The 14,775-nt window shown below is 36.7% G+C and carries 17 protein-coding genes; 14 read left to right on the plus strand and 3 right to left on the minus strand.

The genetic code is table 11. The features are described from left to right. The first annotated feature begins 49 nt into the window (after positions 1-49). Positions 50-2,305 (plus strand): helix-turn-helix domain-containing protein, encoded by a 2,256-nt coding sequence (locus ACVWYG_RS05505; protein WP_457269154.1) that lies wholly within the window; start codon positions 50-52, stop codon positions 2,303-2,305. Positions 2,306-2,406: 101 nt separating this feature from the next. Beyond that, the gene (locus ACVWYG_RS05510; RefSeq protein ID WP_457269155.1) at positions 2,407-5,220 is read left to right on the plus strand and encodes a thiopeptide-type bacteriocin biosynthesis protein; all 2,814 of its coding nucleotides are present in this window, start codon (positions 2,407-2,409) and stop codon (positions 5,218-5,220) included. Here the strand turns inward: ACVWYG_RS05510 and ACVWYG_RS05515 are convergent, their stop codons facing one another. Then, positions 5,221-6,357 (minus strand): sensor histidine kinase, encoded by a 1,137-nt coding sequence (locus tag ACVWYG_RS05515; RefSeq protein ID WP_457269156.1) that lies wholly within the window; start codon positions 6,355-6,357, stop codon positions 5,221-5,223. A 115-nt stretch (positions 6,358-6,472) separates the two neighbouring features. Here ACVWYG_RS05515 and ACVWYG_RS05520 point away from each other — a divergent pair, with 115 nt between their 5' ends. Genes ACVWYG_RS05520 through ACVWYG_RS05540 form a run of 5 tightly spaced genes read left to right on the plus strand, consistent with a single transcriptional unit; the run spans position 6,473 to position 7,435 of the window. Then, the gene (locus tag ACVWYG_RS05520; protein ID WP_457269157.1) at positions 6,473-6,631 is read left to right on the plus strand and encodes a hypothetical protein; all 159 of its coding nucleotides are present in this window, start codon (positions 6,473-6,475) and stop codon (positions 6,629-6,631) included. A gap of 42 nt (positions 6,632-6,673) precedes the next feature. Continuing rightward, positions 6,674-6,832: a hypothetical protein gene (locus ACVWYG_RS05525; RefSeq protein ID WP_457269158.1), complete on the plus strand. Its 159-nt coding sequence runs from the start codon at positions 6,674-6,676 to the stop codon at positions 6,830-6,832. A gap of 42 nt (positions 6,833-6,874) precedes the next feature. Then, the gene (locus ACVWYG_RS05530) at positions 6,875-7,033 is read left to right on the plus strand and encodes a hypothetical protein (RefSeq protein WP_457269159.1); all 159 of its coding nucleotides are present in this window, start codon (positions 6,875-6,877) and stop codon (positions 7,031-7,033) included. Between the two features lie 42 nt (positions 7,034-7,075). Further along, positions 7,076-7,234, plus strand: a complete 159-nt coding sequence (locus ACVWYG_RS05535; protein ID WP_457269160.1) for a hypothetical protein — start codon at positions 7,076-7,078, stop codon at positions 7,232-7,234. Between the two features lie 42 nt (positions 7,235-7,276). Then, positions 7,277-7,435, plus strand: a complete 159-nt coding sequence (locus ACVWYG_RS05540) for a hypothetical protein (RefSeq protein WP_457269161.1) — start codon at positions 7,277-7,279, stop codon at positions 7,433-7,435. Positions 7,436-7,634: 199 nt separating this feature from the next. Here ACVWYG_RS05540 and ACVWYG_RS05545 read toward each other — a convergent pair whose 3' ends face one another. After that, positions 7,635-8,378: a LytR/AlgR family response regulator transcription factor gene (locus tag ACVWYG_RS05545; protein ID WP_457269162.1), complete on the minus strand. Its 744-nt coding sequence runs from the start codon at positions 8,376-8,378 to the stop codon at positions 7,635-7,637. Between the two features lie 223 nt (positions 8,379-8,601). Here ACVWYG_RS05545 and ACVWYG_RS05550 point away from each other — a divergent pair, with 223 nt between their 5' ends. Next, positions 8,602-9,084 (plus strand): type I restriction enzyme HsdR N-terminal domain-containing protein, encoded by a 483-nt coding sequence (locus ACVWYG_RS05550; protein ID WP_457269163.1) that lies wholly within the window; start codon positions 8,602-8,604, stop codon positions 9,082-9,084. A 263-nt stretch (positions 9,085-9,347) separates the two neighbouring features. On the opposite strand, the gene ACVWYG_RS05555 is transcribed toward ACVWYG_RS05550, so the two are convergent. Next, positions 9,348-9,527, minus strand: coding sequence for a hypothetical protein (locus ACVWYG_RS05555; RefSeq protein WP_457269164.1), 180 nt, complete (start codon positions 9,525-9,527; stop codon positions 9,348-9,350). Between the two features lie 114 nt (positions 9,528-9,641). Between ACVWYG_RS05555 and ACVWYG_RS05560 the strand changes: the two genes are divergently transcribed. The 6 genes from ACVWYG_RS05560 to ACVWYG_RS05585 all read left to right on the plus strand — a co-directional run bounded on the left by ACVWYG_RS05560 (position 9,642) and on the right by ACVWYG_RS05585 (position 14,309). Then, the gene (locus ACVWYG_RS05560) at positions 9,642-10,193 is read left to right on the plus strand and encodes a YceI family protein (protein ID WP_457269165.1); all 552 of its coding nucleotides are present in this window, start codon (positions 9,642-9,644) and stop codon (positions 10,191-10,193) included. A gap of 273 nt (positions 10,194-10,466) precedes the next feature. After that, the gene (locus ACVWYG_RS05565; protein WP_457269166.1) at positions 10,467-11,204 is read left to right on the plus strand and encodes an SDR family oxidoreductase; all 738 of its coding nucleotides are present in this window, start codon (positions 10,467-10,469) and stop codon (positions 11,202-11,204) included. Positions 11,205-11,288: 84 nt separating this feature from the next. Beyond that, entirely contained in the window at positions 11,289-12,173 is an 885-nt protein-coding gene (locus ACVWYG_RS05570; RefSeq protein ID WP_457269167.1) for an NmrA family NAD(P)-binding protein, read from the plus strand. 143 nt (positions 12,174-12,316) lie between these two features. Further along, positions 12,317-13,357 carry an NAD(P)-dependent alcohol dehydrogenase gene (locus ACVWYG_RS05575; RefSeq protein ID WP_457269168.1) on the plus strand — a complete coding sequence of 347 codons (1,041 nt, stop codon included), beginning with the start codon at positions 12,317-12,319 and terminating at the stop codon, positions 13,355-13,357. A 52-nt stretch (positions 13,358-13,409) separates the two neighbouring features. After that, complete coding sequence (locus ACVWYG_RS05580) at positions 13,410-14,153, plus strand: oxidoreductase (RefSeq protein WP_457269169.1); 744 nt, start codon at positions 13,410-13,412, stop codon at positions 14,151-14,153. A gap of 18 nt (positions 14,154-14,171) precedes the next feature. Next, positions 14,172-14,309 (plus strand): hypothetical protein, encoded by a 138-nt coding sequence (locus tag ACVWYG_RS05585; protein ID WP_457269170.1) that lies wholly within the window; start codon positions 14,172-14,174, stop codon positions 14,307-14,309. The last annotated feature ends 466 nt before the right edge of the window (positions 14,310-14,775 follow it).

Below are 14,775 nucleotides of genomic sequence, written 5' to 3' on the forward strand. Positions count from 1 at the left end.
ATTTTAGCTGTATGCCACAGTGGTAAAATTATAAAGCGCCCTCTCAACTATGGAACAATTTTACGAAACATCTATCCCTACCGATCTCGCATCTAAATTTGTAAACTACACATCTAGGCATGTGTTTTTGACTGGAAAAGCCGGAACTGGTAAGACAACTTTTTTACATAATTTAATCCAGTCTACACATAAAAAAGCCATAATTGTTGCACCTACTGGCATTGCGGCAATTAATGCAAAAGGAACGACCATTCATTCCCTTCTCCAACTTCCATTTGGTACTTTTATACCAGATGCCGGCTTAAAATATATTGATGGCAACATAGATTTTGGAGTTAACACCTCTAAAACTTTGGTAAAACATTTAAATATGCAGGCCAATAAAAGGCGGATGATTCAAGAAATGGAGTTATTGGTTATAGATGAGGTGAGCATGTTGCGGGCCGATTTGCTCGATGCCATAGATTTTGCGCTTAGATATGTAAGGCGAGTAAGAAATGTTCCGTTCGGTGGGGTTCAAATGCTTTTTATTGGCGACCTTCATCAGTTACCGCCGGTCGTTAAACAAAACGAAGCCCAGTTGATGGGGAAATTCTATAAAAGCGTTTATTTTTTCGACGCACTCGCTTTAGCTAATAATCCTCCAGTTTATATAGAATTGGATAAGATTTATCGCCAACAAGATCAGGTTTTTATAAATCTGTTAAATAACCTGCGCAATAATAAAATAAATGCGGCTGACAATGAGCTGCTAAAAAGCCATTATCGCCAGGATTTTAAACCCGATGCGGGCGAAAATTACATTACATTAACTACACACAACAGCAAGGCCGATGCCATCAACCGAGAAAGATTGGCTTTACTGGAAGGAAAATCGGTTTTCTTTGAGTGTAAAATTGAAGGAGAATTTAATCCAAATAGCTATCCAACAGAGCAGTATTTAGAGCTTAAAGTCGGTGCACAAATCATGTTTATTAAAAATGATGCAAGTGGTGAGCGGAGATATTTTAATGGCAAAATTGGGGTTGTTATACGTTTAGATCAAGATGTAATCGAAATAGAACTTCCTGAAGACCAATCTATCATTTCAATATCGCCATTTACCTGGGAGAATGTCAAATATTCCTTAAACGAGGCGACAAATGAAATTCAAGAAAATAGTGTTGGTGCATTTATCCAATATCCGTTAAAATTGGCTTGGGCAATCACGGTGCATAAAAGCCAGGGGTTAACTTTCGACAAGGCGATCATAGATATTGGCGACGCCTTTGCGCCCGGTCAAGCGTACGTCGCTTTATCTCGGCTCAGGGCTTTGGACGGTTTAGTGTTGACTTCTAACTTGCGAGAAGGTGGATTAAGGCAGGATGAAAATATTTACTACTTTTCAAACACAAAAAAAACAGCCGAGGAGCTAGACATTACTATTGATAAGGAGAGCCTGGTGTTTATAAAGGAGTATTTATTTAACGCATTTAGTTTTGGTACGATGCTTTTCTACTTAAAAGAACATTTTCAAAGTTATGATAAAACCGAAAGCAAATCTGCAAAACAGAGATATGAAGGATGGGCGAAGGAGGTATATGAGGAATTTAAGAAAGTAGCAGACACCGGAAATAGCTTTGTTAAACAACTACAAAGTATTTTCGCGACGCAAAATAAATTTACTTTAAGTAATGCAGCCGTTCGAACAAAAGCTGCGGTTTCCTATTTCGAACCATACTTTTTGCGATTATCAAAGAAATTTATTGAACACATTGAAAAACTAAAAGAAGAAAAACAGGTAAAGCAGTATTTAGGAGAATTGCTAGAACTAGAAATAGGCATCTATGAACAGCACAAAAAGATTTTAAAATCTAACGCCCTGCTCGATGCTTTTATAGAAGGACGCACCTTTAATAAGTTAGATTTAGATAAGCTCTTAGATCCTGAAGCTCGGAAAAACCAGTTGCAAGAGATTATCGCAGCCAAAGAAAATATGGCTAAAGCAAAATCTGAGAAAAGTAAAGCGCCAAAAGTCGACACGAAATTACTTTCTTTTGAGTTAAACAAACTTGGCAAAAGTATTGCGCAGATTGCAGCTGAACGCAAGCTTACCGTTAACACCATCGAAGGGCATCTGGCACATTATATTTCCAAGAACGAACTGTCATTAACGGATTTTGTTGCAGCAGAAAAAGTTGAAAAAATAGTAGCTGCGGCAAAAAAACTCGATAGCAGAAGTTTTGTAGAAATTAAAGGTTTGTTAGGTAATGAGGTAAGTTACGGAGAGATAAAAATGGTGCTGGCTTCTATGGCAATCGTTTAGGATCTTCTTTAACGTAACATTTTCTTTTAATTGTGTAATTGCTAAATTTGGAGACAGCTTTTCCAAATCAAAGTGAGCGTAGTGTTGCAAACAATCATTTTATGAAACTTAAAATTCATCCGAGTATAATTTTCCGTACGCCTAAGTTTTCTTTTTTAGACGATTTGCCGTCTATTTGGATTGCGTTAAAAGAGGCGATTTCTATTTCTTCATCCTCCTTTTACGAAATTATTAAGGACGTTACTACGGAAGACTTAGATGGATTACCTCCAAAAATAAAGTTTACCATCTGGAAATATTTTAATAGGGCAAAATTTAGAGCTACCCCTTACGGCACTTTTGCCAGTGTTGGAATTTTAGAAAATTGCATAGCTGCTGGAGATAGTGATATCGTCATTCACGAAGTTCAAAAATTAGGAAGTTTTATCGATTGGCCTTATAAAAGTAACTTACCGCGCGATTTACAAAGTGAAATTTTAGCAGATACACTTCTTTTTAGCAATAGTACTTATTACAGAACTAATGAAGGTTTGCGGTATGTTTCCTTCTCAAATAATCTGTTCGAAATTTCTGAAATCAACGAAAATAAACTCGTTGAAAGTATTTTGGGCGCTTGTTTTAAACCCATAAAAGTTAGTGAGTTAGTGACTTTCCTAAAAATTTCTGAGGATGGGGTAAAAAACTTAACAGATTTACTGATTCAGATGCATGAACTTCAACTTATTTTTGTGGAGCGGGATCAAAACAGCATCGGCGAAGACTACTTTAAAAGAATTGGAATACATTCATCTCCGGAAATACCTCAATATATCATTGCCCAAAGAGAAGTCATTAGTGGAAAAATAGATGCAAAATTGCTTCAGCATTTGCCAAATTTGGTACACTTTGTAAATCAACTTTTACCCATGGAAGAAAGGCCTCCTCTGGCAAATTTTATCAAAAGGTTCAAGAAAAAGTTTGATCAAAAAGAGGTGCCTTTTCTTATCGCATTAGATCCAGAAATGGGCGTTGGCTACGAAGATTTAGAACAAGGTGGAGGCAGTGAAGATTTTGTGGCGCAATTTGCTGGGCGGCAAGGTAAAATGAAGCAAGGCCTTAGTATTTTGAAAGAACAGATCGAAAATAGCCTTTCGGAAAGCAGCTTTAAAATAGGCGAACCGGTTTTTTTAAATAGGGTACAGTTGCCACAAGACATCAGGGAGCCAAAACTTCCCAATACATTTAGTGTGTTGCTTTCCGTTGTTGATGAACTTGTGTTTGCAGAGACAATAGGAGGTGCAACTGCAAACGCATTGGCCGGCAGGTTTACTTTGGCAAATGAGAAGATCGAAAAACATTGTTCGGAAATGGCGGAGTTAGAGCAGAAAGCCAATCCAGAAGTACTTTTTTTTGACGTGTCTTATCTTGCAGAAAACAATGTCGATAATATAAACAGAAGAAGGCAAATTTACGATTACCAACTTTCAATTCTCAACTTTGATACCAGCGCCGAACCCCTTAATCTAAATGATTTTATGATTTCCGTGGTTAACTCAGAAATTATCATAAGGTCTAAAAAAATAAACAAACGTCTGATACCTCGCATGGCAAGCGCATACAATTACTCGCGTTCCGATTTGTCGGCGTTTAGATTGTTATGTGATTTGCAACACCACCATGTTCAAACGAGCCTATCTTTTTCACTTTCTAATATTTTTCCGGAACTAAATTATTATCCGCGCTTGCAATATCACAACGTGGTGCTGAGTGCGGCGAAATGGAAAATCAAAAAATTGGAATATTTAACCAAGGCCAACGAGAATCCTACGATAGAAGTTTTTAGAAGGTATTTGGAGGAAAAGGGAGTTTCTCCTTATTTTAAAGCAGGTTTGGGCGACCAGACTTTGTGTTTTAATCTGGAGATTGACGAGGATTTGGAAGCTTTTATGCAGTTTTTGGATAAAAAAACAGAGCTATATGTGGAGGAGGTCGCTGTGCCTAAAAAAAACTTGGTCGTTGATGAAAAAGGGAAGCCATATTTTGCGCAGTTTAATTTAAATTTATATCATGAGGAGAAAATATTTAGTGGGGAAGAATCTACTGATGATGACCGAAAGCCAACGATAGCACAGTATTTTCCCTTAGGAGGGGAGTGGCTGTATTTAGAAATTTACTGCCATCAGCAGCGAGCGGATGAAATTTTGTTAAATGTGATTGGCAAATTTGTGGCTAACTACGGTGATGCAATAGCCTTTTGGTTTTTCATTCGCTACAATGAAAATGGCGATCACATTAGACTCAGAATGTTGTTAAATGATCCTAAAAAATCTCAAGAATTGACCTATGCGCTGACAGAAAATTTATCTTCATATCTGCAGTCAGGGATCGTATCAGATGTCCAAGCTAAAATGTACAGGAGAGAGTTAGAACGGTATGGGGCCAATAATATCGAAGAAATAGAAAAGCATTTTGCAATAGACAGCGAATTTGTACTCGCTTTTCTTGCGAGCAATCCTAGCGATTTTGATAAGTATAAATGTTGCAGTTGTGTGCTTGAATTAATCGCCGAATCTGAGATTTTTGAACCCAAATTTTTTATAAGGTTGGTTAGACAGATTTCAGATTCTTTCAATAGCGAGCATCATTTGGAGTCGATGGATTTTAAAAAATTAAATGAAAAATATCAAAGTTATCGTAGCTACGAGATTTTGGAGAAAACCCCTGAACAAACGCAAAAATTTAACCAGTTCTCTCAAAGTATGGTTTCAATATTAAAAGATATAGAAATTGAAAAGCGCGCATCATTATTAAGCAGTTTAATGCACATGCATATTAATAGACTTTTTAGCAATCATCAACGCAGCCACGAAATGCTTTTTTACTATTTCTTTTTCAAAGATGCTCAGCGCGTTCAAGCAATTAACAAAGCAAGGTGATTATTTCTTCGGCGTAAAATCTAAATTGACAGATATTTCTGTGCGGTACGTTTGTTTTTGAGTATCGGTAAAGCAATTAAACACGCAATTGCTTTTATAGATATTTTCTAACCGCGTTTTAGTATTAATTACCCCAACTTTATGACAATTGTCATTGTTTTGTTGCGTAGGACCAATCAAATTGAAAAAATTGATTTCCAAAATATTTTGATTTCTTTTCATCCTAATTACAGCAGGTTGCGTGGGATGCAAAATATTTCCATGCTTAAACATATTTTCGACCAAAGTGAGTAGTATTAGCGGAGGGAAGCGCACACCCATAAGCTCTCCTTCAATAATAAATTCTAAATTGATTGCGTTTTTTGTGCGGAGCTTGTGTAAGTCTATCAAATGCTCAATTTGCGCAATTTCTTCTGTAATTGGCACTATTTCTAACGCCTCACTTCTTTTCAATGCATAACGCATCATTTCAGACAGATTCATGATCGCTTCTGCAGCGATTGGAGCTTTTTTCCTCGCATCGTTATAAATGAAGTTAAGCGTATTGAATAAAAAATGTGGATTTATCTGACTCCTTAAATAATTATTTTGTGTTTGAATTAGGGAATTTTCCAAACTGTGTCGCTCTATTTGATCTATTAAGCTCTTTCTCTTAAATTCCTCAACTGTTTTTGTATTATCTATAGATTTTAAAATATAAAAATAGCCTGTTCCAAAGCCAACAAAATACAAAGCTCTCCAGATATTATTTAATACAAAAGCTTTGGTTACTGAGGTATGGTCTGCAACCGCCACTAGGTTTAGTGTTGCAAAAACATATCTAAGTAGGTAAACCAGACATAAATAACCCAGCAACTCAGACGTTATCACCACAATCGCAACCAAAAATGCAATTGAATTATTCTTTCTTGACGCAACAAATCCCATTAGATAGGCATGGCAATAAAAGACGGATATTGCTGCTGTAAAGGAAATTATATAGATTCCGGGTTGACCGAACCTGTCTATTAAACCGGAAATGAAAACATCATAAATAATGAAACATCCCCAAGCAAGTAGATGGATTTGATGTTTTTTATAAGTCGCATGAAATGCAGAAATTAAATCTTGAAATGTCATAAATCTACGAAAAAACATCTTTCTTCCTCTAAATTAAATGCTTGGTGTAAAATTTTATATTTTTCTATTTTGAACTCGCATTTTTGTTTCAACAAATCGTTACACATATTTAAGTATTAAGATTTAAACAATTATGAAGACTAACAGCAACACGAACTTAGGAAAAAAAACCGTATTCATTTACAGAAACATTAAAACTGCGAATGATTTCAAGACTGACCCAACTTTGGATCCAAGCACTGCTACCGTAAAGACGATTTTAAGCTCGATGGCAATCATGTTCCAGAAATAGAATTTTTATTATACTCATTACAGACCCCGCAAAGCCATTATTATGAAAGCAACTTCAAACAACTCATTGACTAAGAAAACAGTATTCATTTACAGAAACATTAAAAATGCAAATGATTTCAAGACTGACCCAACTTTGGATCCAAGCACCGCTACCGTAAAGACCATTTTAAGCTCGATGGCAATCATGTTCCAGAAATAGATTCTTTTTTATACTCATTACAGACCCCGCAAAGCCATTATTATGAAAGCAACTACAAATAACTCATTGACTAAGAAAACAGTATTCATTTACAGAAACATTAAAAATGCGAATGATTTCAAGACTGACCCAACGTTGGATCCAAGCACTGCTACCGTAAAGACCATTTTAAGCTCGATGGCAATCATGTTTCAGAAATAGAATTTTTTATATACCCGTAACAGACCCCGCAAAGCCAATATTATGAAAGCAACTTCAAACAATTTATTGAATAAGAAAACAGTATTCATTTACAGAAACATTAAAACTGCGAATGATTTTAAGACAGATCCGACTCTTGATCCAAGTACCGCTACCGTAAAGACCATTTTAAGCTCGATGGCAATCATGTTCCAGAAATAGAATTTTTTATATACCCGTAACAGACCCCGCAAAGCCATTATTATGAAAGTAACTACAAACAACTCATTAACTAAGAAAACAGTATTCATTTACAGAAACATTAAAACTGCGAATGATTTCAAGACAGATCCGACTCTTGATCCAAGTACCGCTACCGTAAAGACCATTTTAAGCTCGATGGCAATCATGTTCCAGAAATAGCATTAAGTTTAGGCGAAGGTAAATTTAAGGGAGCAAAAATTTACCTAAAGTGGTGTTAATCTCTACTGCTTAACCTGATTGATAGTTAATAGCAACTTGAAATCGAGCGCCAATTTTGCAAGAGTTAAATATCACAGCATACAAAACGCCATTCACCTCAATGGTAAAACAATCTCTCTCAGCTAAATTAATAGAGAATTTAATTACTTCTATTCGATTTTAACAAGCTCTTTTGTACATATTCGAAAAAAGAATCTTTATAAGGTTCTCCAATCTGCAACATCTCGTTATTCACTAATCTCACCATATTGCCATCCACCTTTTTAATGGCAGATTTTGCAACAATATTCGATTTATTGACCCTAATAAACGGGTGATTTTCCAATGCTTTTTCGATTTCCTTTAATGTAAGATAGGTTGTATGCGCTTCAGTTTGCGTAAAAATCTGTATATAATTGGTCAAAGACTTTATATAGAGAATGCTATCTAACGAAATATTTGAGAACGCATGTTTATGATCTCCTTTTATGAAAATTTCTGAGATCTTCAATTCTTTAGGTTCAATTCTTTTTTCTTGTGCAGCTTCTTTCTTTAGAATTCTATCTAGTGCTAAAGCAAACTTTGCAAAAGAAATTGGTTTAAGTAAATACTGATCGGTCTGCACGTCAAAAGCCTGTAGCGCATAGTCTGGATGAGCAGTTGTGAAAACCAAATACTTCACTTTTTCTCTAACCGCTTTAGCAAGTTCTAAACCACTTATACCGGGCATATCTATATCTAAGAATAATAAATCGATACCGTCCTCTTCACTTATTCCCGCCAAGGCCTGTATCGGGCTATCATATGTTTTTAGAAGTGTCAGGCCCGGCATGTCTGCTATGTGGTCTGTCAATACTTCTATTGCATGATCTTCATCATCTACAACTACACAATTTAAATCCATCGCTACTGCTGTTATTTTTTGCCAAGGTAAATAAAATAAAAATTGTTTTAAAAGAATCTGCAAAATGCTGTCGCAAAAAACAAACAGTTAAAATTGTTTTAGAAAAAAAAGGGGTTTCGTGTAATAAACTGGGGGTTTCGTGTAAAAAATGCTTTTAATCCGTTTTTTATCAGAAAGTTTGTTCAACAAAGGATGTTGTCGAAATCTGAAGGAGGATAAAATCATGGAACTAAAAGATGAAATTGGGGAATTCGAACTACGTGTTAAAAAGATGTTGCCGCAAGTGCAGTCAAAAGACTTAACAAGAAATGCTTTGGTAATGCCCTTTATTCAATTATTGGGTTACGACATTAATGATGTGAAAACAGATGCCATTGCAGAATTTGGTTTTAATAAAGGGAAAAAGGTAGATTATACGATCATGAAAGATGGCAAGCCGACTATTTTAGTTGAGTGCAAGCATCACTTAGATTACTTAGGATTGGATGAATCTCGCCTGATAAATTATTTCCGAAAAACTAAGGCTAAGTATGGTTTGCTAACAAATGGTTTGGTCTACAGGTTTTATACCGAAAAAATGGTAAAGAGCAAAAAAAATCAAACTCCGCTAGTCGAATTTAAGCTTACAGATACAAAAGCGGCAGCGATTGCCAAGTTACTGGAGGAGCACCAAGATTTCTTTAATTTTAATAAACAAATAGCATAACCCATACTATTACAAGTTAACGTCCCAAACGAGAACTAACATGCGAACCCTCGGCTAATGCTGAGGGTTTTTTCTTTACAAACACCGCATTTATTTCGATTTGTAGGCTGGAATGAATCGGTCAGCAGACCACCAGCCGTTAACCCTTTTTAAAGCATTGCAATTTTATAGCATTTTCGTTTGTCTTCTCCTTGAAATTACCGCGACACAAAATTCTTTTCTAATTGAGGTGGGGGTAATTTAGGAAACTGAACTAAATGATTTTAGCCGCTGTGAAAACATTTTAGCGGAAGTATCGGCAATGTCTCGTTGTATTTGTCCAATCCTTCGTTTTCATGATTTAGGGGAATAACTATCGGTAGACGCCATTTTCCCTGAATTACTTCTAGGGCATCTCTTAACGTCAATAATTTTAGTTGGCAAATTTTTTCCTTTTGACTCATTGTAAATTTTTTATTTACTTACTTAGAGGTAACTACTTACTTTTGGGTAACAACTATATTTTGGATAGCAAATTGGCTTATTTTTGCGATACAGATTAAAATAAAGATTAATATATGAACAATTCCACAACTTGGGTGATCGACCCAATGCATTCTGAAGTACTTTTCAAAATTAAACACTTAGTAATTTCAACGGTTACGGGAAGCTTCAAAAAATTCGATGGTAAGATAACTACCAATGGTGAAGGTTTTAACGATGCGAAAGTATCACTTTCATTAGAAGTTAAAAGTGTAGACACAGGTCAAGAAATGCGTGATGGACATTTGCAAAGTGGAGACTTTTTTGAAGCGGAGCAATATCCCACAATAACTTTTGAATCTACTTCATTTACCAAGACTGATGATGAAAATTATAAAATGATTGGTGATTTAACCATGAAAGGTGTTACAAAACCTGTAGAATTAAATGTAGAATATGGCGGCTCCGAAGATAACGGCCATGGAGTTCTGAAACATGGTTTTGAGGTTACTGGAACAGTAAATAGGATGGATTTTGGCATGACCTGGAACAAACTTACCGATACCGGTGGTTTGGGACTTGGCGAGAAAATTAAACTTGAAGCAAATATTCAGGTTGCTGAAGAAGTAGAATCGGTAGCGGTTTAAATTAAGAAATATTTTTAGTGCACAAGCAATTTGAAATTTTAAGTTGCTTGTGCGTTATTTGGTTAAGGTTTTTTTAAACAAACACTTTTTCGTCTTTATGGATAGGCTAAAAACTGAAATAAACAAAACATTTATAAATGTCTAAAGTTTATAAAATGTATTGACCCTTCTCTAAAGTTTATTTTCATAAGCTTGACATTTCAATCTAAACCGCCGCGGATAGAAGCTTTAACTTTTTTGCCGCTAATATTTTACATCTATAAAATTATCTAAATGAAATATGTATTGATAACGGGAGCCAACAAAAGTATTGGTTTCGAAACAGCAAAACAATTACTACAAAAGGGCTATTACGTCTACTTGGGTAGTAGAAGCGTAGAGAAAGGAAAGGAGGCCGTAAAACGGTTAGTTGACGCTGGGCTCACAAATGTAGAGACCATAAAAATCGATGTAACAGATGCAGAATCTGTAAGAGATGCCCGCGCTATGGTTGGCGAGAAAACGGAAGTTTTAGATGTACTCATAAATAACTCTGGCATTAGCGGCGGCATGGCTCAAAGTGCGGCCTCAGCGGATATTCAATTATTAAAAGAAGTTTTTGAAACAAATTTCTTTGGATTGATTAGCGTAACACAGACATTTTTAGATCTATTGCACAAAGCACCCGAACCACGTATTGTAAATGTAACTTCTGGTTTAGGTAGCCTTGCGATGCATAAAGATTCAAATTGGCCATATTATCCAGTCAAACTGGCTGCTTACAATAGCTCAAAAGCTGCGGTAAATATGTATACCATTACGCTTGCATACGAACTTCGAGACCTTCCGTTCAAAGTAAACGCAGTAGATCCAGGTTATACCGCAACTGACTTTAATCACCACAGCGGTCCGGGAACAGTAGAAGATGCAGCGGCAAGGATTGTAAAAGCGTCAACACTCGATAAAGATGGCTTGACAGGAACATTTTTTAGCGATGATAATAATAAAGAAACCGGTATCAGCCCGTGGTAAACAGATTTGGATGTGTGGGATTTATGCCTTAATGAGTTGTAAACAATTATGCCAATCAATCAGTTATCAATAAGAAATCAAAATATGAAAATTATAGTAACAGGCTCTTTGGGTCATATGAGTAAACCACTTGCGGAAAAATTGATTAAGCAAGGACACCATGTAACTGTAGTAAGTAAAAGCGAGGAAAGACGAAAAGAAATAGAAGGATTAGGGGCCACAGCAGCAATCGGATCTTTGGAAGATTCAGATTTTGTTTCAATAACCTTTGACGGCGCGGATGCAGTGTATTGTATGATTCCGCCAAACGCAGTTCCTACAGATCAAGTAGCCTATTATAAACAAATAGGAAATAATTATAGATCTGCAATTGAGAAAACAGGCATCAAACGCGTGGTTCATTTAAGCAGCTGGGGGGCACATTTAAGCGAAGGAACAGGAATGATAATTGGCTCTCATAACGTGGAGGAAATTCTGAATAGTCTCGAAAATGTTGAAGTAACTCATTTGCGCGCAGTGTCATTAATGTATAATTTATACAGTTTTATGGGTATGATAAAAAATGCGTCACAGATGGCTGCAAATTATGGTGCCGATGATAAAATTGCATGGGTTCACCCAAATGATGTTGCAACGATTGCGGCAGAGGAATTGCTGAAAACAGATGATATTGAAAAAATAAAGTACGTGGCGAGTGATGAAATGACTGCAAATCAATCTGCTAAAATTATTGGTGAAGCAATCGGAATACCAGAATTGAAATGGAATTTGATTAGTGATGATGCGCAAAAAGAAAAATTGATGAGCTACGGTGTGCCAGAACATATTGCAAATGCCGTAAGAGATCTATATCGAAGTATCCACACTGGTAAACTGGCGGAAAACTATGAAAAAAACAAACCAGAAATGAGCCCGACAAAATTGAAGGATTTTGCAAAGGAATTTGCGGCAGTCTATAATCAAAAATAAGAAATTGTGACAAACATGAACTAAAATAGTTGAGCATTCCAGATGAACAACTGATACAGGGAATCCTTTCTATCGGAATAAATAAATCGATTGCCAATGGCTTTTATTAAAAAATAAGTCTGATTTTTAAGCAAAATAAATGTATGATAGCTTCAAAAGGATATGCATCGATGGATGCTGAAACTACACCAAAACCATGGGAATTTGAACGTAAAGAAGTTGGTGACGATGACGTACTGATAAACATTGCTTTTTGCGGGGTTTGCCACACCGATATTCACTTAACCCGCAACGAATGGGGTCCGGGCATTTTTCCAATGGTACCAGGCCATGAAATTGTAGGCCATATTGCCGCGATAGGTAAAAACGTTACTAAATTTAAAAAAGGCGATCGTGCCGCTGTTGGCGTAATGATAGACTCCTGCGGGCATTGCAAAGAGTGCGATAACGGTCAGGAACAATTTTGCCAGGTATCTCCAGTGCAGACCTATAATTTTAAAGATCACGATGGTGACCCTGTTTATGGTGGCTATTCTAACAATCTTGTAGTAAAAGCAGAATTTGCACACCGAGTGGCAGAAAGTCTGGATTTGGCCGCAGTTGCACCAGTATTGTGTGCAGGAATCACTACCTATTCGCCACTTAAAAAATGGAAGGTTGGCAAAGGGCATAAACTTGCAGTTGTTGGGCTCGGCGGACTTGGACACATGGCCGTTAAATTTGCGGTAGCTTTTGGCGCAGAGGTCACTGTATTAAGCACTTCGCCGTCTAAAGAAAAAGATGCAAAAGACTTAGGCGCACACAAGTTTGTGGTTACCACCAATGAAGAACAATTTAATGGCGTAAAAGGAAGTTTCGACTTTATAATTGATACCGTTGCTGCAGACCATGATATTACAACCTATATCGAATCCATGGCAACCAATGGTGTTTTTATTTCTGTTGGGATGCCTGTAAAACCGTTACAGGTTTCTTCATTTTTGTTATCAGGTGGCAACCGTACCATAACAGGTTCTGGCGCTGGCGGCTTACCCGAAACGCAAGAAATGCTAGATTTTTGTGAGGAGCACAACATTGTTGCTGATATAGAACTTATTGACATTAAAGATATAGCAACGGCCTATGAGAGAATATTAAAGAATGATGTGCATTATCGGTTTGTAATCGATATGGCAACGTTGTAATCGTTAAACTGATAAAAAATTCTGTCAGGTTCTCAAACAGTTATTAAGCAATATGTGGTCAACCAAAAATATTTTCAGCCAAAAAAGTAAAACTATAATTGTAACAGGAGGCAATACCGGTATCGGTTTCGAAACAGCATTGGCATTATTTCAGGCCGGTGCAAATGTAATTATTGCCTGTCGGGATAAAGAGAAAGCTGAGCAAGCTGTTGCTGAGATGAAAAAACGAAAAGGCTCAGGTTCCTTGGAAGTTGGCATACTTGATCTGTCGAGTTTAGAGTCTGTCAAACAATTTGCCGATGCTTTTACGCAGCAACATATGCAACTGCATTTGTTGATAAATAATGCAGGGCTAGCCATACCTCCCGAATCTAAAACCAACGAAGGATTTGAAATGCAATTTGGCGTTAATTTTTTAGGTCATTTTTACCTTACGGGCTTATTGTATCCGCTACTTTTGAAAACTGAAAATTCGCGCATCGTAACGCTCAGCAGCAATGGTTATCAAACTGCGGCAATAGATTTTTACAACCTAAAATTAGAAAAAGATTATGATGCTTTGCGCGAATACAGGCAAAGCAAATTGGCAAATCTGATATTTTCAATAGAATTGAATAGGAGAATTAAAGCCAATGGACACCACGTCTTATCAATTGCTGCACAACCGGGTGCAAATAATACCGAATTGACTAGGCATTTGAGTGCCGAAGCAATCGCCATAGGGAAAGAACGGCTGGGAGTATTTATGGAGCCTTGGCAGGGTGCTCTATCGGTACTTTATGCAGCAGTTTCTTAGCATGTAAACGGAGGGAATATGTACGAACCTGAAGAGGATGGATTGAGAGGTTATCCAACTTTGGCCAACATTCAAGAAAACGCAATGAATGAAAAAGTGGCTAAGAAACTTTGGGAAACCGCACAAAAAATAACCAAACTTAAATTTCTAACGTAGTCTGTTAATCATTATTCTAGAAGGAAGCCGTTTAAAAACCTGGCATCTTTAATTGGCCTTTAAAAGCCAATTAAAGATACAATGTACAGCGTGTAAAAGCGCCCAAATAAATATCAAACTGTTTGAAAAACTAAAATATTTTAGGGATTTTGGGTGTTCCCCTGAAGAGGGTCGCGCTTTCCGTTCCAATCTTTTTGCTCGTTCCTCACAAAAAGGATTTCCAAGCAATACACACAGGCTAGGTCTTGCGCTAACGATGGGAATGGCATCCTCCTATGTTTGAATAATAATAATTTATCATCAAATTTATAGAAATAAGTGAAGAGGCGAGAGAGTGAGTTGGCATCCTAAGCAAGTCTAGAACTATGCTGCGTAAAAGATATAACCTCCCGTCTCTTTGTTCTTTAGAGTTTGAACAGAATGTAAGAAATATGGCAGAGCCATATATTCAGGATATCCAACAGGA

It is taken from the genome of Pedobacter sp. UYEF25 (assembly GCF_054061655.1).